Genomic DNA, 17,676 nt, shown 5'->3' on the forward strand with positions numbered 1-17,676 from the left:
CAGAGTTTAACGACGGATATTACTTCGCGCCTTCAACCGCTTCACGCGCCAGCTTAGTAATGCGATCCCAGTCGCCCGCTTCCAGCGCATCCGCCGGGACCAGCCAGGAGCCACCGATACACAGAACGCTTTTCAGCGCCAGGTAGTCACGGTAGTTCGCTGGAGAGATGCCACCCGTTGGGCAGAAACGCACCTGAGAGAACGGACCCGCGATCGCCTGCAACGCTTTGGTGCCGCCGTTAGCTTCAGCCGGGAAGAATTTGAACTCTTTCAGGCCGTAATCCATACCCAGCATCAGCTCGGACACGGTGCTGATCCCAGGGATCAACGGAATAGTGCCTTCTGTTGCGGCTTTCAGCAGCGGCTCGGTCAGGCCTGGACTGATGGCGAACTGTGCGCCCGCTTCAGTCACTTCCGCCAGTTGCTGTGGATTCAGAACCGTACCGGCACCGATAATCGCATCCGGCACTTCTTTCGCGATAGCGCGAATCGCGTCCATCGCGCAAGCGGTACGCAGTGTGACTTCCAGAACACGAACACCACCTGCAACCAGCGCTTTCGCCATTGGGACGGCATGCTCCAGTTTGTTCACCACGATAACCGGCACTACCGGGCCAGTTGTCAGGATTGCTTCTGCACTTGTTTTCCAGTTTTTCATCAGTGTTTTTCTCTCGCCAGATCGTTAATTCTTGTCGTCTTAAAACGTAATACAGGTTGCGCCCTGCTCTGCACCGGAGAGTTTCTCGCGCAGTGCACTGAACATTTCGCGTCCTGTTCCCACACGCGACGCGCTCAGGTCAGGAATATGCGGCTTACGGGCTGCAAGTTCGGCTTCATCCACCAGCAGGGTCAGTTCGCCTGTCTGGCCATTGACGCGGATAATATCGCCATCGCGGACTTTCGCCAGTAACCCACCGTCGTAAGCTTCGGGAGTGACGTGGATCGCTGATGGCACTTTACCTGATGCGCCAGAGAGTCGTCCATCGGTGACCAACGCAATTTTGAAACAGCGGTCCAATAATACACCAAGTGGTGGCATAAGTTTATGTAATTCTGGCATGCCGTTGGCTTTTGGTCCCTGATGGCGAACGACCACCACGCAGTCTTTGTTCAGCAGACCCGCTTCGAAGGCCGGCAGCACGTCGTGCTGGCTTTCGAAAATCACCGCAGGAGCTTCGACAATCTGGTTTTCAACCGGCACTGCGGAGGTTTTCATCACCGCGCGACCGAGGTTTCCGCTCAACACTTTGGTGCCGCCGTGATGGGAGAATGGCTTCGCGAAAGTGGCGATAACCTGCTCATCGAGAGAATCCTGCGCGCCTTCGCGCCAGTCGAGCTGGCCGTCGTTCAGCCACGGCTCCAGGGTGTAACGTTGCAGGCCAAAACCGGCCACCGTATTGACGTCTTCATGCAGCAGCCCGCCTTTCAGCAGCTCGCGGATCAGCACTGGTACGCCGCCCGCCGCCTGGAAGTGGTTGATATCTGCCGGGCCGTTCGGGTAGAGACGCGCCATCAGCGGCACAATTTCTGACAGATCGGAGAAATCATCCCAGTTGATCTGTATACCCGCCGCACGCGCCATCGCCACCAGATGCATAGTGTGGTTGGTGGAACCGCCGGTCGCCAGCAACGCGACGATCCCGTTGACGATCACTTTTTCGTCGACCATTTTACCCAGCGGCATCCACTCGTTGCCGTTGCCGGTCAGACGCGTCACCTGGCGTGCGGCGGCTTCGGTCAGCGCCTGACGCAGCGGAGCATCCGGCTGAACGAACGACGAACCAGGTAGCTGCATCCCCATGAACTCCACCACCATCTGGTTGGTGTTGGCAGTGCCGTAAAACGTACAGGTACCCGCGGCGTGATATGACGCGGCTTCGGCTTCCAGCAGTGCGCTGCGATCCACTTTGCCTTCGGCGTACAGCTGACGGATGCGGACTTTTTCTTTATTCGGTAAACCGCTCGCCATCGGGCCAGACGGGACGAAAATGGCGGGTAAATGGCCGAATGACAACGCCGCCATCGCCAGACCTGGTACAATCTTGTCGCACACACCGAGGTACAGCGCACCGTCAAACATATTGTGGGACAGCCCCACCGCCGCGGACATCGCGATAATTTCACGGCTCAACAGGGACAGTTCCATTCCGTCCTGGCCCTGGGTCACACCGTCACACATGGCGGGCACACCGCCCGCAACTTGCCCGACCGCATTGGCGCTGTGCAGCGCTTTGCGGATAATTTCCGGGTAATGTTCATATGGCTGATGGGCGGAGAGCATATCGTTGTAGGAGGTGATGATCGCAATATTGTTACGCAGCATGCTTTTCAGCGAGGCTTTATCGTCCGGCTGGCAGGCGGCGAAACCGTGGGCCAGGTTACCGCAAGCGAGTTGCGAACGATGTACCGTATCGGTCTTCGCCTGCTGGATGCGGGCGAGGTAGGCAGAACGCGTCTCTTTTGAGCGCTCAGTAATGCGTTGTGTTACGCGTAACAATACAGGATTCATAGAAGCTCCTCTAATTTATCTGTCCTGGCTCGGGAGTTAACAAGGTGAATCGCTTGTATTAACAAGGCTGAAACGCTTGCAGTCCGTAGCTCGGGGGCAAAATCGCTGCAGCCAGTGTAATAAAAAAAGCTCCACGGGTGAATCCACGTGGAGCTTAAATGCTTAAAAATTGTGCCACAATCTGTGTTAGATCATGTTACCGGTAAAATAACCCGTTCGGATTAGCTTCCGGCTTACTCGAACTCGTTCCAGGAACGGCCATCGCGGGTGATCATCGCCACTGAAGCGACCGGTCCCCAGGTACCTGCCTGATACGGTTTAGGCGCATCCTGATCGGCGGCCCAGGCTTCAGTAATGGAGTCGACCCATTTCCAGGCTTCTTCCACTTCATCACGACGTACGAACAGCGCCTGAATACCACGCATGGTTTCGAGCAGCAGACGCTCGTAAGCATCGGCCAGGTGCGTTTCGTTAAAGGTTTCGGAGTAGCTCAGGTCCAGCTTGGTGGTCTGCAGGTTGTGCTTATGATCCAGACCCGGCACTTTGTTCAGCACCTGAATATCCACGCCTTCATCAGGCTGCAAACGGATAGTCAGCTTGTTCTGCGGCAGTTCCTGCCAGGACTCTTTGAACAGGTTCAGCTCTGGGTTTTTAAAATAAACCACCACTTCAGAACATTTGGTCGGCAGACGTTTACCGGTGCGCAGGTAGAACGGAACACCCGCCCAGCGCCAGTTATCGATATCAACGCGGATCGCCACAAACGTTTCGGTGTTGCTGGTCTTGTTCGCACCCTCTTCTTCCAGGTAGCCAGGGACTTTTTTGCCCTGCGCGAAACCAGCGGTGTACTGACCGCGAACGGTTTTCTCACGTACATTCGAGCGATCGATACGACGCAGAGATTTCAGCACTTTCACTTTTTCGTCGCGAATGTTGTCCGCTGACAGGTCAGACGGCGGAGACATGGCGATCATGCACAGGATTTGCAGCAGGTGGTTCTGAATCATGTCGCGCATCTGGCCGGCCTGGTCAAAGTAACCCCAACGGCCTTCGATGCCCACTTCTTCAGCCACGGTAATTTCGACGTGATCGATAGTGCGGTTGTCCCAGTTGTTGGCAAACAGGGAGTTCGCGAAACGCAGGGCCAGCAGGTTCAGAACCGTCTCTTTACCCAGATAGTGATCGATACGGTAAACCTGGCACTCTTCAAAGTACTCGCCCACCTGGTCATTGATTTCGCGGGAAGTGGCAAGCGAGGTGCCCAGCGGTTTTTCCATAACGACACGCGCAGGCTTGGCGTTGAGCTTCGCTTCGCCCAGGCCTTTGCAGATCGCGCCAAAGGTGCTTGGCGGCATGGCGAAATAGTTGATCGTGACGCGGTTTTCCTGGTCCAGCATTTTGCCCAGACGGCCAAATGCTTTGGTGTCATTGACGTCGAGGTTGCAGAAATCAAGACGTCCACTCAGCGCATCCCACAAACTTTCATCGATCTTTTCTTTCATGAACGTTTCGAGCGCTTCACGCACCACTTTGATGTAGGCGTCTTTATCCCAGTCAGCGCGGCCCACGCCCAGGATGCGAGTATCCGGGTGGATCTGGCCTGCTTTTTCCAGTTGATACAGGGAAGGCAGCAATTTCCGGCGTGCAAGATCGCCTTTCGCGCCGAAAATGACCAGGTCACATGCCTGGGCTGTTTGCGTTACCGCCATGTCATTCTCCTCAGTTGGATATCCTGGTGCTTTTGCCAGAATATCGTTGTAATTTTATTACAATGCACTGTACTGCTTTTACGTCATTCCCGAAACCATTAGCGCTTAACGTCGCGTGCGATAACGCGATTTTTCTCGGTTTACGCGCTTCAGTGACGGCAATCACTGCGAATCTGTTGATTCCTGGTTGCGAGCGGGTCGTTGAGAAAACCCGACCGCGATCAAGTAATGAAAAAAAACAACATTATTTCATGTTCTTCATTACCCTTCTGCAAGGCCACAGGGGTATATTCTTCCTAATTCGAATCACGATTTCATCAATTAATGAAATCGTTTCCACCCATGAGCGTCTTGTCAAAATGAACATGCTGGAAAAAATCCAGTTTCAACTGGAACACCTTAGCAAATCCGAGCGTAAAGTGGCTGAAGTTATTCTCGCCTCTCCAACGCAGGCCATTCATTCCAGCATCGCCGCTCTGGCGCAGGAGTCGGGTGTCAGCGAGCCCACCGTTAACCGTTTTTGTCGTAGCCTTGAGACGCGCGGGTTTCCCGATTTTAAACTGCATCTGGCTCAAAGTCTGGCAAACGGCACGCCCTATGTAAATCGTAATGTCGATGAAGATGACAGCGTAGAGGCTTATACCGGTAAAATATTTGAATCCGCGATGGCGACGCTCGACCACGTGCGTCAGTCGCTGGATAAAGCTTCGCTTAATCGCGCCGTTGATTTACTGACTCAGGCGAAGAAAATCGCCTTCTTCGGACTGGGTTCTTCAGCCGCTGTTGCGCACGACGCCATGAACAAATTTTTCCGCTTTAATGTCCCGGTTATTTACTCCGATGACATTGTGCTGCAACGCATGAGCTGTATGAATTGTAACGAAGATGACGTGGTGGTGCTGATCTCCCACACCGGGCGCACCAAAAGTCTGGTGGAACTGGCGCAGCTGGCGCGTGAAAACGATGCCATGGTGATTGCACTCACCACCGCAGGCACCCCCCTGGCGCGAGAAGCGACGTTAGCCATCACCCTGGACGTGCCGGAAGATACGGATATGTACATGCCGATGGTCTCCCGACTTGCACAATTAACCGTCATCGACGTGCTGGCTACCGGTTTTACACTGCGCCGTGGCGCGAAATTCAGAGATAACTTGAAGCGGGTCAAAGAAGCGCTCAAGGAATCGCGTTTTGATAAAGAATTGCTCATTAAGGGCGATGTACCCTAAATGTTTTTATAAGGTTGTTACTTTTTTCGGTATTCGGTAAGTTTCTACACAGCACCGAATCTATGTTCACGCAACACCAAAGTTGTTTCAGTCAACGGAGTATTACATGTCCAGAAGGCTTCGCAGAACCAAGATCGTGACCACTTTAGGCCCGGCAACCGACCGCGATAATAATCTTGAGAAAATTATCGCCGCAGGCGCCAACGTGGTACGCATGAACTTCTCTCACGGTACGCCAGAAGATCACAAATTACGTGCAGATAAAGTCCGTGAGATCGCGGCAAAACTGGGGCGTCATATCGCCATCCTCGGCGACCTGCAGGGTCCGAAGATCCGCGTATCGACGTTTAAAGAAGGCAAAGTTTTCCTCAACATCGGCGATAAATTCCTCCTCGACGCCAACCTCGGTAAAGGCGAAGGCGACAAAGAGAAAGTGGGCATCGACTATAAAGGTCTGCCTGCTGACGTAGTGCCGGGCGATATCCTGCTGCTGGATGATGGCCGCGTGCAGCTTAAAGTGCTGGAAGTTCAGGGCATGAAAGTGTTCACCGAAGTGACCGTTGGCGGCCCACTTTCCAACAACAAAGGCATTAACAAACTCGGCGGTGGCCTCTCTGCCGAAGCGCTGACCGACAAAGACAAAGCCGACATCATCACTGCAGCGCAGATTGGCGTCGACTACCTTGCCGTCTCCTTCCCGCGCTGCGGCGAAGACCTGAACTATGCTCGCCGTCTGGCGCGCGATGCAGGTTGCGACGCCAAAATCGTTGCGAAAGTAGAACGTGCGGAAGCCGTTTGCAGCCAGGACGCGATGGATGATGTGATTCTGGCCTCTGACGTGGTGATGGTTGCCCGTGGCGATTTGGGCGTTGAAATTGGTGACCCGGAACTGGTCGGTATTCAGAAAGCGTTGATCCGCCGTGCGCGTCAGCTGAACCGTTCTGTCATCACTGCGACCCAGATGATGGAATCAATGATTACCAACCCAATGCCGACGCGCGCAGAAGTGATGGACGTGGCCAACGCCGTACTGGACGGTACCGATGCGGTCATGTTATCAGCAGAAACGGCAGCAGGTCAGTATCCGGCTGAAACCGTGGCAGCCATGGCGCGCGTATGCCTGGGCGCAGAAAAAATCCCAAGCATTAATGTCTCCAAACACCGCCTGGACATTCAGTTTGATAACGTGGAAGAAGCGATTTCCATGTCCGCGATGTACGCGGCAAACCACCTGAAAGGTGTAACTGCGATCATCACCATGACCGAATCCGGACGCACTGCGCTGATGACGTCCCGTATCAGCTCCGGTCTGCCGATTTTCGCCATGTCTCGTCATGAGCGCACTCTGAATCTGACCGCGCTGTACCGTGGCGTTACGCCGGTTTACTTCGACAGCACCAACGACGGTGTTGCGGCGGCTAACGATGCGGTCAATCTGCTGCGCGACAAGGGCTATCTGGTTTCCGGTGATATCGTTATTGTGACTCAGGGTGACGTCATGAGCACCATCGGTTCGACGAACACCACTCGCGTGATGACCGTCGAGTAATATCGGCAGTTGTTGTAGCCAAAAAAATCCCCCGTCTCCGGGGGATTTTTTATTTCTTCACGAACAACTCTTTACGCTTATACGGCTCTTTCTCGCCGGGTTTACGCGTCTTAAGCAATTTCAGAATCCACGTGTACTGCTCAGCATGCGGGCCGACGAGGATTTCGACCTCTTCGTTCATCCGGCGTGCGATGGTGTTGTCGTCAGCTTCCAGAAGATCGTCCATCGGCGGTCGCACTTCGATGGTCAGACGATGGGTTTTGCCATCGTAAATCGGGAACAGCGGTACAACGCGGGCGCGGCAGACTTTCATCAGCCGACCAATCGCAGGCAGCGTAGCTTTATAAGTGGCAAAGAAATCGACAAATTCGCTGTGCTCAGCACCGTGATCCTGATCCGGCAAATAGTAGCCCCAGTAACCCTCACGCACCGACTTAATGAACGGTTTGATGCCATCGTTTCGCGCATGAAGGCGGCCACCAAAACGACGGCGGACGGTGTTCCACACATAATCAAAAATTTTGTTACCCTGGTTATGGAACATGGCTGCCATTTTCTGGCCCTGAGAAGCCATTAACATCGCGGGAATGTCCACGCCCCAGCCGTGCGGCACGAGGAAAATGACTTTTTCGTCGTTACGACGCATCTCATCGATAATCTCCAGCCCTTTCCAGTCTACGCGCTTCATGACCTTTTCCGGCCCGCGCAGCGCCAGCTCACCCATCATCGCCATCGCCTGTGGCGCAGTGGTGAACATGGCGTCAATAATCGCTTCGCGTTCGGCGTTGGTCTTTTCAGGGAAACAGTAATAAAGATTGATCTGCGCGCGACGACGCGCGCTTTTGCCCAGCCGTCCGGCTAACAGGCCAATTTTACCCAGCACCGGGTCACGTACAGATGCAGGAAGCAGCGCAATGCCCGCAAAGGCATAAACACCCAGCCACGCGCCCCAGTTGCGCGGGTGACGAAAAGATTTCTCAAACTCGGGAATGTATTCACTGTTGTTTTTTTGGGTTTCCATGCGGGTTCCAGGGTCTGGTGAAGCACAAAATAATAATGAGTTAGTGTAGCGAGGCAGGCTGCATCGCACAAAAGAAAAAGCCGGTGCATCTCTGCACCGGCTTTACAATAACGACAGGTTAGTCGAAGCGCAGTTGCGGCATAACCTCTTTAACCTGGGCCAGATAGTCGGTGCGATCTTTACCGGTCAGGCCTTCGGTGCGTGGCAGTTTCGCCGTCAACGGATTTACCGCCTGCTGGTTAATCCACACTTCATAGTGCAGATGCGGGCCAGTGGAGCGTCCGGTGTTGCCCGAAAGCGCAATGCGGTCACCGCGTTTCACTTTCTGTCCCGGCTGAACCAGCAGCTTACGCAGGTGCATGTAGCGGGTGGTGTAGGTGCGCCCGTGACGAACCGCCACGTAATATCCCGCCGCGCCGCTGCGTTTAGCGATAACCACTTCGCCGTCACCCACGGAAAGCACTGGCGTGCCCTGCGGCATCGCGAAGTCAACACCACGGTGCGGTGCTACGCGACCCGTAACCGGGTTCAGGCGACGCGGGTTAAAGTTGGACGATATACGGAACTGTTTCGCCGTCGGGAAACGCAGGAAACCTTTCGCCAGACCCGTACCGTTGCGGTCATAGAACTTACCGTCTTCAGCACGAATAGCGTAATAATCTTTGCCTTCTGAGCGTAAGCGCACACCCATCAGTTGGCTCTGTTCACGCTTGCCGTCCAGCATTTCGCGGGACATCAGAATCGAGAATTCGTCGCCTTTTTTCAGTTTTCGGAAGTCCATTTGCCACTGCATGGCTTTGATCACCGAACTGATTTCGCCGCTGGTTAATCCGGCTTCGCGCGCGCTGGCCACAAAGCTGCCACCCACGGTGCCTTTCAACACATTGTTGACCCAGTCGCCTTGCTGCATTTCGCTGGTCATTTTGAAACCGTTTCCAGACCGATCGTAGGTACGGGTTTCACGACGTGAGACTTCCCAGGTCAGACGCTGCAAATCGCCATCGGCGGTCAGCGTCCAGGATAATTGCTGGCCAATTTTGAGGTTACGCAGATCTTTATCGGATGCGGCGAGCTGGCTGATATCACCCATCTCAATACCGTACTGATTGAGAACGCTGCTCAACGTATCGCCCGTCGAGACAACGTATTCATGGATGCCAGCTTCGTTCGCGGTTTTGTCATCCAGCTCATCCTGAGGAATCGCTTCGTCTTCCTGAGCAGCCTGATCGATAGGCTCGCTGGCATCGGGCAGTAAGGAACGAATTTCGCTCTTTTCCAGCTCGATGGTTTTAATGATAGGGGCTGAATGTGGGTGGTACACATAGGGCCGCCAGACGGCGACCGCTAAGGTGAGAACTGTCAGGGACCCCAGCATAACGCGGTGGGGTCTGGGCAGATTATTAAATGCCAGGGCGACAGAGCGGGCTATCTGTTGCACGTGTTCACTTCCTCGTTAATCTCCTTTCAGGCAGCTCGAATACTGGTTCGCCAATTGGCTGAGGAACTGCGAGTAACTCGCCTTGCTCAGCTGAATATTGGTTCCAAGCGGGTCCAGGGTTCCCATGCGCACGGACGTTCCCCTGGCCACGGCTTCAACGACCGCTGGCCTGAACTGTGGCTCAGCAAAAACGCATGTCGCTTTTTGCTCAACCAACTGTGTTCTGATTTCATGTAAACGCTGCGCACCGGGCTGAATTTCCGGGTTGACGGTGAAGTGACCCAGCGGGGTCAGGCCGTAGTGTTTTTCGTAGTAGCCATAGGCGTCATGAAAAACGAAATACCCTTTACCTTTCAGCGGTGCGAGCTCGTTACCCACCTGCTTATCGGTTGCGGCTAATTGTGCCTCAAAATCCTTCAGGTTGGCGTCTAGTTTGGCTCGACTTTGCGGCATAAGTTCCACTAATTTGTCATGGATTGCAACCGCTGAGAGCCGCGCTATCTCTGGGGAGAGCCAAAGATGCATGTTGTACTCGCCGTGATGGTGATGGTCGTCACCTTTTTCACCCTCGGCATGATCATGGTCGTGATCGCTGTCGTCGTCGTCAGCCCCTTTCATGAGCAACGGTTTCACGCCAGAAAGCTCAGCAATGGTGACCTGTTTTTGCGGCGGAACTTTACTCGCTGATTTTTGCATGAACGCTTCCATCTCTGGACCAATCCAGACCACTAAGTCCGCGTTCTGTAAGCGTTTTACATCGGATGGACGCAAAGAATAATCATGCTCGGAAGCACCGTCAGGCAGTAAAACCTGCGTTTCTGTCACGCCATCGGCGATGGCCGAAGCGATGAATCCCAGTGGTTTAAGCGAAGCGACAACGGCGGCGTTAACATCTTGTGCTGCTGAACCCCAAAGGCCAGCGGATAATGCTGCGAAAAGAAGCGTATTTTTATGTAACATAATGCAACTTATTATCGTAATGAATGCGTGGAATGTGATATTATAACATTCGTTGACTTCTGCAAGCTTAAATTGACATGACGACTTTAGTTTCTCTCGAAAATATCTCGGTTTCTTTTGGTCAGCGCCGCGTCCTCTCTGACGTCTCGCTGGACCTCAAACCCGGCAAAATTTTAACCTTGCTCGGCCCAAATGGCGCGGGCAAATCGACCCTGGTGCGCGTGGTTCTTGGCTTAGTAGCACCTGATGCAGGCGTCATCAAGCGCGACGATAAACTGCGCATTGGCTATGTTCCGCAAAAATTGCATCTGGATGCCACGCTGCCGTTAACGGTCGGTCGTTTTTTACGACTGCGCCCGGGCACGCGCAAAGACGATATTCTCCCTGCGCTGAAACGCGTCCAGGCCGGGCATCTGGTCGAAGCACCGCTGCAAAAACTCTCCGGCGGTGAGACCCAGCGTGTGCTGCTGGCCCGCGCGTTGCTGAGTCAGCCTCAGCTACTGGTGCTCGACGAGCCCACTCAGGGCGTGGACGTGAATGGACAGGTTGCTCTGTACGACTTAATCGATCAGCTGCGTCGTGAGCTGGATTGCGCCGTGCTGATGGTCTCTCACGACCTGCATCTGGTGATGGCGAAAACCGACGAAGTGCTGTGCCTTAATCACCATATCTGCTGCTCCGGTACGCCAGAAGTGGTGTCGATGCACCCGGAATTTATCTCCATGTTTGGCTCTCGCGGGGCTGAACAGCTCGGCATTTATCGCCACAACCATAATCATCGCCATGATTTACAGGGACGGATTGTCCTGCGTCGGGGAAATGGACACTCATGATTGAATTGTTATTACCCGGCTGGTTAGCCGGGGTGATGCTCGCTTGCGCCGCGGGCCCGCTGGGGTCTTTTGTCGTCTGGCGCCGGATGTCTTATTTCGGCGATACGCTGGCGCACGCCTCATTACTGGGTGTGGCGTTTGGCTTATTGCTGGATGTAAATCCTTTTTACGCCGTTATCGCGGTGACACTGCTGCTCGCAGCTGGGCTGGTATGGCTTGAAAAGCGCCCTCACCTCGCGGTGGATACACTGCTGGGGATTATGGCGCACAGTGCGCTGTCGCTCGGTCTGGTGGTAGTGAGCCTGATGTCGAACATTCGCGTCGATTTAATGGCGTATCTGTTTGGCGATCTGCTGGCAGTGACGCCGGAAGATCTGATCTCTATCGCCATCGGCGTCGTTGTGGTGCTGGGAATTTTGCTGTGGCAGTGGCGTAATTTGCTGGCGATGACCGTCAGCTCAGATTTGGCTTTTGTCGATGGCGTCAAACTTCAGCGGGTGAAACTGCTGCTTATGCTGGTGACGGCACTGACAATTGGGGTAGCAATGAAGTTTGTCGGTGCGCTGATCATCACGTCGCTGCTGATTATCCCGGCAGCCACCGCGAGGCGCTTTTCGCGTACGCCGGAGCAAATGGCGGGGATTGCAGTGATTGTTGGGATGATTGCCGTTACCGGCGGATTAACCTTCTCAGCCTTTTACGACACGCCAGCCGGCCCGTCTGTGGTGCTGTGCGCTGCGCTGATGTTTATCTTCAGCATGATGAAGAAACCTGCCAGCTGAATAGTGTCCCCGGTGGCGCTGCGCTTACCGGGGTTACAGGTGTCGTTGTAGGCCGGACAAGGCGTAGCCGCCATCCGGCTTTTTCCGCAGCGAACTACGGCATTTCCGGTGGCGTAATCCCGAAGTGATTCCACGCGCGTACCGTTGCCATTCGTCCACGCGGCGTGCGCTGTAAAAAGCCCTGCTGAATCAGATACGGCTCCAGCACGTCCTCGATGGTTTCCCGCTCTTCACCAATCGCCGCCGCCAGGTTGTCCAGCCCGACCGGCCCGCCAAAGAATTTATCCAGAATCGCCAGCAGCAGCTTGCGGTCCATATAGTCAAATCCTTCCGCATCGACGTTCAGCATGTCCAGCGCCTGCGAGGCGATATCCAGCGAAATGGTGCCGTCGTGTTTCACTTCAGCGAAGTCACGCACACGACGCAGGAGACGGTTGGCGATACGCGGCGTACCCCGCGAACGTTTAGCCACTTCAAACGCGCCTTCATCGCTCAGCTCAAGTCCCATAAAGCGCGCGCTACGACCAACGATGTACTGCAGATCGGCCACCTGATAGAACTCAAGTCGCTGCACAATGCCGAAGCGGTCGCGCAGTGGCGAGGTCAGTGAACCCGCACGGGTAGTGGCGCCAATCAGGGTAAATGGCGGCAGGTCAATTTTAATTGAGCGCGCCGCCGGACCTTCACCAATCATGATATCCAGCTGATAATCTTCCATCGCCGGATACAGCACCTCTTCGACCACCGGAGACAGACGGTGGATCTCATCAATAAACAGCACGTCGTGCGGCTCGAGGTTGGTCAGCATCGCCGCCAAATCCCCTGCTTTCTCAAGCACCGGGCCAGAGGTGGTGCGCAGATTCACGCCCATTTCGTTAGCAACGATATTCGCCAGCGTGGTTTTACCTAAGCCTGGAGGGCCAAAAATCAGCAGATGATCGAGGGCATCCCCGCGAAGTTTCGCCGCCTGGATAAAGATTTCCATCTGTGAGCGAACCTGTGGCTGGCCAATGTACTCTTCCAGCAATTTCGGACGGATAGCGCGATCCACCACATCCTCTGGAACACTGCTGGCTGCCGAAATCAGGCGGTCTGCTTCAATCATCCTCTACCTCACAATGCCGCGCGGAGCGCTTCACGAATCAGGGTTTCACTGCTGGCATCCGGTTTGGCGATTTTGCTCACCATCCGGCTGGCTTCCTGTGGTTTATAGCCCAGCGCCACCAGCGCAGCCACTGCTTCTTGCTCTGCGTCGTCGTCCGTTGGGCCGTTCGGTGAAGTCAGCACCAGATCGGACGCTGGCGTAAACAGGTCGCCATGCAGACCTTTGAAGCGATCCTTCATTTCGACAATCAGGCGCTCGGCGGTTTTTTTGCCAATCCCCGGCAGCTTGATCAGCGCAGCGGGATCTTCACGCTCAACGGCATTCACAAACTGCTGGGCCGACATACCGGACAAAATGGCCAGCGCCAGCTTAGGACCGACGCCGTTAGTTTTAATCAGTTCGCGGAACAGCATACGTTCCTGCTTATTATTAAAGCCGTACAAGAGCTGCGCATCTTCACGCACCACGAACTGGGTGAAGACAATCGCCTCTTTCCCTGAGTCCGGGAGTTCATAGAAACAGGTCATCGGCATATGGACTTCATAGCCCACGCCTCCCGCTTCCAGCAGAACTAACGGGGGTTGTTTTTCAATGATGATGCCTCTGAGTCTGCCAATCACATGCTGCTCCTGCGTGAGATGCTAATTTAACTTCTGCCATCATAAAAAAAGGCTGGATGTTTATCCAGCCTCTTTTGTGATTATCGTAACCGACCCCGCGCCAGATTGAGCCGCGAATCGCTCATTTGCATGGCGTTCTGGCTCACATGACAGTGGGTTATCGCAATCGCCAGCGCATCGGCGGCATCCGCCTGCGGATTAGCCGGGAGCTTTAGCAAGGTTCGCACCATGTGCTGTACCTGCGTTTTCTCTGCTGCGCCATTGCCGACGACCGTCTGTTTGACCTGCCGCGCCGCATATTCGAACACCGGTAAATCCTGGTTGACCGCCGCGACAATCGCCACGCCGCGCGCCTGACCCAGTTTCAACGCCGAGTCGGCATTTTTCGCCATAAACACCTGCTCGATGGCAAAAAAGTCCGGCTGAAACTGGGTGATGATTTCCGACACGCCCGCGTAAATGAGCTTAAGACGCGACGGTAAATCATCCACTTTAGTACGAATACAGCCACTGCCCAGATACGTCAGTTGACGACCGACCTGGCGGATAACGCCATAACCGGTGATGCGTGAGCCGGGGTCAATCCCGAGAATAATCGACATCACGCGTCTCCGGTGATAACGGGGCGGTGATACGCTAAATCTTTCAGCTCACAGGAAGGCGGCCACGCAGCGAATCCCCAGGAGCGTAGATGAACTACGTGACTGGGGTGAACGAGGAGAGCCAACGCACCTGTGGGCTTAAAGATGACGCGAATCACAGGGTCGCGGCGACCTCATCAGAGATCTCGCCGTTATGATAAACTTCCTGCACGTCGTCGCAGTCTTCCAGCATATCGATCAGACGCAGCAGTTTTGGCGCGGTTTCCGCATCCATGTCTGCTTTGGTCGATGGGATCATCGACACTTCAGCGTTGTCCGCTTTCAGACCTGCCGCTTCCAGCGCATCACGCACTGCGCCCATCTCTTCCCAGGCGGTGTAGACGTCAATCGCACCGTCGTCGAAGGTCACAACGTCTTCAGCACCCGCTTCCAGCGCCGCTTCCATGATCGCGTCTTCGTCGCCTTTCTCGAAGGAAATCACGCCTTTTTTGCTGAACAGGTAAGCCACGGAACCGTCGGTGCCCAGGTTGCCACCGGTTTTGGTAAACGCATGACGCACTTCGGCAACGGTACGGTTACGGTTGTCAGACAGACACTCAACCATGACCGCTGTACCGCCAGGGCCGTAACCTTCATAAATGATGGTTTCCATGTTCGCGTCGTCATCGCCGCCCACGCCACGTGCGATGGCACGGTTCAGGGTGTCACGCGTCATGTTGTTAGACAGTGCTTTATCAATCGCTGCGCGCAGACGTGGGTTAGAACCCGCATCGCCGCCGCCCAAACGGGCTGCCGTCACCAGCTCGCGAATGATTTTAGTAAAGATCTTACCGCGCTTGGCATCCTGTGCCGCTTTACGGTGTTTGGTGTTGGCCCACTTACTATGACCTGCCATAAAAAACTCTCCAAAATTATCCTTCGCCTTTCAGCTTCCAGATGCGTTGGCTGCGCCCGCTTACACCCATCACTTACTGAAGTAAGCTCAGGGTGACTCTCGGTCTTGCCGCCTTCCTGAGAACTGAAATTCTTGGGAAAACTAGTTAACGTTAATTACAAATTCTTCAATCGCCTGCCGGTTGCTCCATGACTTGGTCAAGGTAGCGGCAACGGCTGCATCAACCCAGCGGTAGGTTAGATGTTCCGTAAACACGATCTGCCGTTCATGGGGAAGCGCAAGACAGAACCACGATTCCGTATTGCGCTCAATTCCCGGCGCATAGCGATGACGTAAATGGCTAAAAATTTCAAACTCCACCGTGCGCTGACAGTCCTTCAGGGTCAGTTGCTCCTGAGCAACATTAATGGTGACCTCTTCATTTACTTCACGCGCGGCGGCCTGCAACGCGGTTTCACCCTCTTCCAGGCTGCCGGTAACCGACTGCCAGAAATCGGGATCGTCGCGTCGCTGTAACATCAGCACCCGCCTAGTGTCCTGCGCGTAAATCACCACTAAGACCGAAACGGGACGCTTATACTCCATATCAGTTTTTCTCTTCCTTTTTCACCACGTCGATGCCCAGCTCAGCCAGAGAGGCCGGGTTAGCAAAGCTTGGCGCTTCGGTCATCAGACACGCAGCGGCGGTGGTTTTCGGGAAGGCAATTACATCACGAATGTTATCGGTACCGGTCAGCAGCATGGTCAGGCGATCCAGACCAAACGCCAGGCCTGCGTGCGGAGGCGTGCCGTATTTCAGGGCGTCCAGCAGGAAGCCAAACTTCTCGCGCTGCTCTTGCTCGTTAATGCCCAGAATGCCGAACACGGTCTGCTGCATTTCGCCGCTGTGGATACGCACGGAACCGCCGCCCACTTCATAACCGTTGATCACCATATCGTAGGCGTTCGCCACGGCCTCTTCCGGTGCCGCTTTCAGTTCGCTCGCGGTCATGTCTTTCGGCGCGGTGAACGGGTGGTGCATTGCCGTCAGGCCGCCTTCACCGTCTTCTTCAAACATTGGGAAATCAATCACCCACAGCGGAGCCCATTTGGCTTCGTCGGTCAGGCTCAGGTCTTTACCCAGTTTGAGGCGCAGTGCGCCCAGCGCGTCGGCAACCACTTTCTTGTTGTCAGCGCCGAAGAAGATCATGTCGCCGTCCTGTGCGCCAGTGCGCTCAAGAACCGCTTCCACGATGTCTGCGTTCAGGAATTTCGCCACCGGGCTGGTGATCCCTTCGATGCCTTTCGCACGTTCGGTGACTTTAATATAAGCCAGGCCTTTCGCGCCGTAGATTTTCACGAAATTGCCGTAGTCATCAATTTGTTTACGGCTCAAGCTTGCGCCACCAGGAACACGCAGGGCAGCCACGCGGCCTTTCGGATCGTTAGCCGGGCCGGAGAAGACGGCAAATTCGACTGCTTTCAGCAGGTCAGCGACGTCCACCAGCTCCATCGGGTTACGCAGGTCGGGTTTGTCAGAACCGTAACGACGCTCTGCTTCTGCGAAGGTCATGATCGGGAAATCGCCCAGATCCACACCTTTCACGTCCTGCCACAGACCACGTACCAGCGCTTCCATGATTTCGCGCACCTGTGGTGCGGTCATGAAGGAAGTCTCGACGTCGATCTGGGTAAATTCAGGCTGACGGTCAGCGCGCAGGTCTTCGTCGCGGAAGCATTTCACGATCTGATAGTAGCGATCGAAACCGGACATCATCAGCAGCTGTTTGAACAGCTGTGGAGACTGCGGCAGCGCGTAGAATTTGCCTTTATGTACGCGTGAAGGGACCAGATAATCGCGCGCGCCTTCCGGCGTGGCTTTGGTCAGCATCGGGGTTTCGATATCGAGGAAACCGTGGTCGTCCATGAAACGACGCACCAGGCTGGTGATCTTCGCGCGGGTTTTCAGGCGCTGAGCCATTTCCGGGCGACGCAGATCCAGATAGCGATATTTCAGACGCGCTTCTTCGGTGTTGACGTGGTTGGAGTCAAGCGGCAGCGATTCTGAACGGTTGATGATGGTCAGGTCGGACGCCAGCACTTCGATGGCACCCGTCGCCATATCGGCGTTGATGTTTTTTTCGTCACGCGCACGCACGGTGCCGGTGACCTGGATGCAGAACTCATTACGCAGTTCGGAGGCCAGTTTTAACGCGTCCGCACGATCCGGATCGAAGAACACCTGCACGATGCCTTCACGGTCACGCAAATCGATGAAGATAAGGCTACCAAGATCACGACGACGGTTGACCCAACCACACAGGGTCACCTGCTGTCCAACGTGGGACTGACGCAACTGCCCGCAATATTCTGTACGCATGAGATATCCCTTAATTTAGCCGCAGGCTAAATGTCGCCTGAGTTACAGGCTACTATGTCGCAGCT

Annotated in this window: 16 protein-coding genes; 4 read left to right on the forward strand and 12 right to left on the reverse strand. The window is 54.8% G+C overall.

Features of this window, described 5'->3' with window-relative positions:
• Window positions 1–19: 19 nt before the first annotated feature.
• The 3 genes from kdgA to zwf all read right to left on the reverse strand — a co-directional run bounded on the left by kdgA (window position 20) and on the right by zwf (window position 4,218).
• Window positions 20–658 (reverse strand): bifunctional 4-hydroxy-2-oxoglutarate aldolase/2-dehydro-3-deoxy-phosphogluconate aldolase, encoded by a 639-nt coding sequence (gene kdgA, locus C3708_RS15230; protein ID WP_095282378.1) that lies wholly within the window; start codon window positions 656–658, stop codon window positions 20–22.
• A gap of 39 nt (window positions 659–697) precedes the next feature.
• Window positions 698–2,509, reverse strand: a complete 1,812-nt coding sequence (gene edd / locus C3708_RS15235) for a phosphogluconate dehydratase (RefSeq protein ID WP_103946075.1) — start codon at window positions 2,507–2,509, stop codon at window positions 698–700.
• A gap of 233 nt (window positions 2,510–2,742) precedes the next feature.
• Complete coding sequence (zwf, locus tag C3708_RS15240) at window positions 2,743–4,218, reverse strand: glucose-6-phosphate dehydrogenase (protein WP_095282380.1); 1,476 nt, start codon at window positions 4,216–4,218, stop codon at window positions 2,743–2,745.
• A 359-nt stretch (window positions 4,219–4,577) separates the two neighbouring features.
• Between zwf and C3708_RS15245 the strand changes: the two genes are divergently transcribed.
• Window positions 4,578–5,447 (forward strand): MurR/RpiR family transcriptional regulator, encoded by an 870-nt coding sequence (locus C3708_RS15245; RefSeq protein WP_095282381.1) that lies wholly within the window; start codon window positions 4,578–4,580, stop codon window positions 5,445–5,447.
• A 106-nt stretch (window positions 5,448–5,553) separates the two neighbouring features.
• Window positions 5,554–6,996: a pyruvate kinase gene (gene pyk / locus C3708_RS15250; protein WP_095282382.1), complete on the forward strand. Its 1,443-nt coding sequence runs from the start codon at window positions 5,554–5,556 to the stop codon at window positions 6,994–6,996.
• Between the two features lie 49 nt (window positions 6,997–7,045).
• Here the strand turns inward: pyk and lpxM are convergent, their stop codons facing one another.
• The 3 genes from lpxM to znuA form a co-directional block, all read right to left on the reverse strand.
• Window positions 7,046–8,017 carry a lauroyl-Kdo(2)-lipid IV(A) myristoyltransferase gene (gene lpxM / locus C3708_RS15255; RefSeq protein WP_103949655.1) on the reverse strand — a complete coding sequence of 324 codons (972 nt, stop codon included), beginning with the start codon at window positions 8,015–8,017 and terminating at the stop codon, window positions 7,046–7,048.
• A gap of 118 nt (window positions 8,018–8,135) precedes the next feature.
• Window positions 8,136–9,455 carry a murein DD-endopeptidase MepM gene (gene mepM / locus C3708_RS15260; RefSeq protein WP_095282384.1) on the reverse strand — a complete coding sequence of 440 codons (1,320 nt, stop codon included), beginning with the start codon at window positions 9,453–9,455 and terminating at the stop codon, window positions 8,136–8,138.
• A gap of 15 nt (window positions 9,456–9,470) precedes the next feature.
• Window positions 9,471–10,415, reverse strand: a complete 945-nt coding sequence (gene znuA / locus C3708_RS15265; RefSeq protein WP_103946077.1) for a zinc ABC transporter substrate-binding protein ZnuA — start codon at window positions 10,413–10,415, stop codon at window positions 9,471–9,473.
• A gap of 77 nt (window positions 10,416–10,492) precedes the next feature.
• Here znuA and znuC point away from each other — a divergent pair, with 77 nt between their 5' ends.
• Both znuC and znuB read left to right on the forward strand, forming a co-directional pair.
• On the forward strand, window positions 10,493–11,248 hold the full coding sequence (znuC, locus tag C3708_RS15270) for a zinc ABC transporter ATP-binding protein ZnuC (RefSeq protein WP_095282386.1): 756 nt from the start codon (window positions 10,493–10,495) through the stop codon (window positions 11,246–11,248).
• Window positions 11,245–12,030, forward strand: a complete 786-nt coding sequence (gene znuB / locus C3708_RS15275) for a zinc ABC transporter permease subunit ZnuB (RefSeq protein WP_095282387.1) — start codon at window positions 11,245–11,247, stop codon at window positions 12,028–12,030. The genes znuC and znuB overlap by 4 nt, the downstream gene beginning before the upstream one ends.
• A 94-nt stretch (window positions 12,031–12,124) precedes the next feature.
• Here the strand turns inward: znuB and ruvB are convergent, their stop codons facing one another.
• From ruvB to aspS, 6 genes are all read right to left on the reverse strand, one after another.
• Entirely contained in the window at window positions 12,125–13,135 is a 1,011-nt protein-coding gene (gene ruvB / locus C3708_RS15280) for a Holliday junction branch migration DNA helicase RuvB (RefSeq protein ID WP_095282388.1), read from the reverse strand.
• A gap of 8 nt (window positions 13,136–13,143) precedes the next feature.
• Window positions 13,144–13,755, reverse strand: coding sequence for a Holliday junction branch migration protein RuvA (gene ruvA, locus C3708_RS15285; protein WP_095282389.1), 612 nt, complete (start codon window positions 13,753–13,755; stop codon window positions 13,144–13,146).
• 80 nt (window positions 13,756–13,835) lie between these two features.
• Entirely contained in the window at window positions 13,836–14,357 is a 522-nt protein-coding gene (gene ruvC, locus C3708_RS15290) for a crossover junction endodeoxyribonuclease RuvC (protein WP_095282390.1), read from the reverse strand.
• A gap of 154 nt (window positions 14,358–14,511) precedes the next feature.
• Complete coding sequence (locus C3708_RS15295) at window positions 14,512–15,252, reverse strand: YebC/PmpR family DNA-binding transcriptional regulator (RefSeq protein ID WP_064326513.1); 741 nt, start codon at window positions 15,250–15,252, stop codon at window positions 14,512–14,514.
• Between the two features lie 141 nt (window positions 15,253–15,393).
• Complete coding sequence (gene nudB, locus C3708_RS15300) at window positions 15,394–15,837, reverse strand: dihydroneopterin triphosphate diphosphatase (protein WP_095282391.1); 444 nt, start codon at window positions 15,835–15,837, stop codon at window positions 15,394–15,396.
• Window position 15,838: 1 nt separating this feature from the next.
• Window positions 15,839–17,611: an aspartate--tRNA ligase gene (aspS, locus tag C3708_RS15305; RefSeq protein ID WP_103946081.1), complete on the reverse strand. Its 1,773-nt coding sequence runs from the start codon at window positions 17,609–17,611 to the stop codon at window positions 15,839–15,841.
• Between the last annotated feature and the right edge of the window lie 65 nt (window positions 17,612–17,676).

Source organism: Lelliottia sp. 7254-16, from assembly GCF_002922995.1.
GTDB lineage: Bacteria > Pseudomonadota > Gammaproteobacteria > Enterobacterales > Enterobacteriaceae > Enterobacter > Enterobacter jeotgali.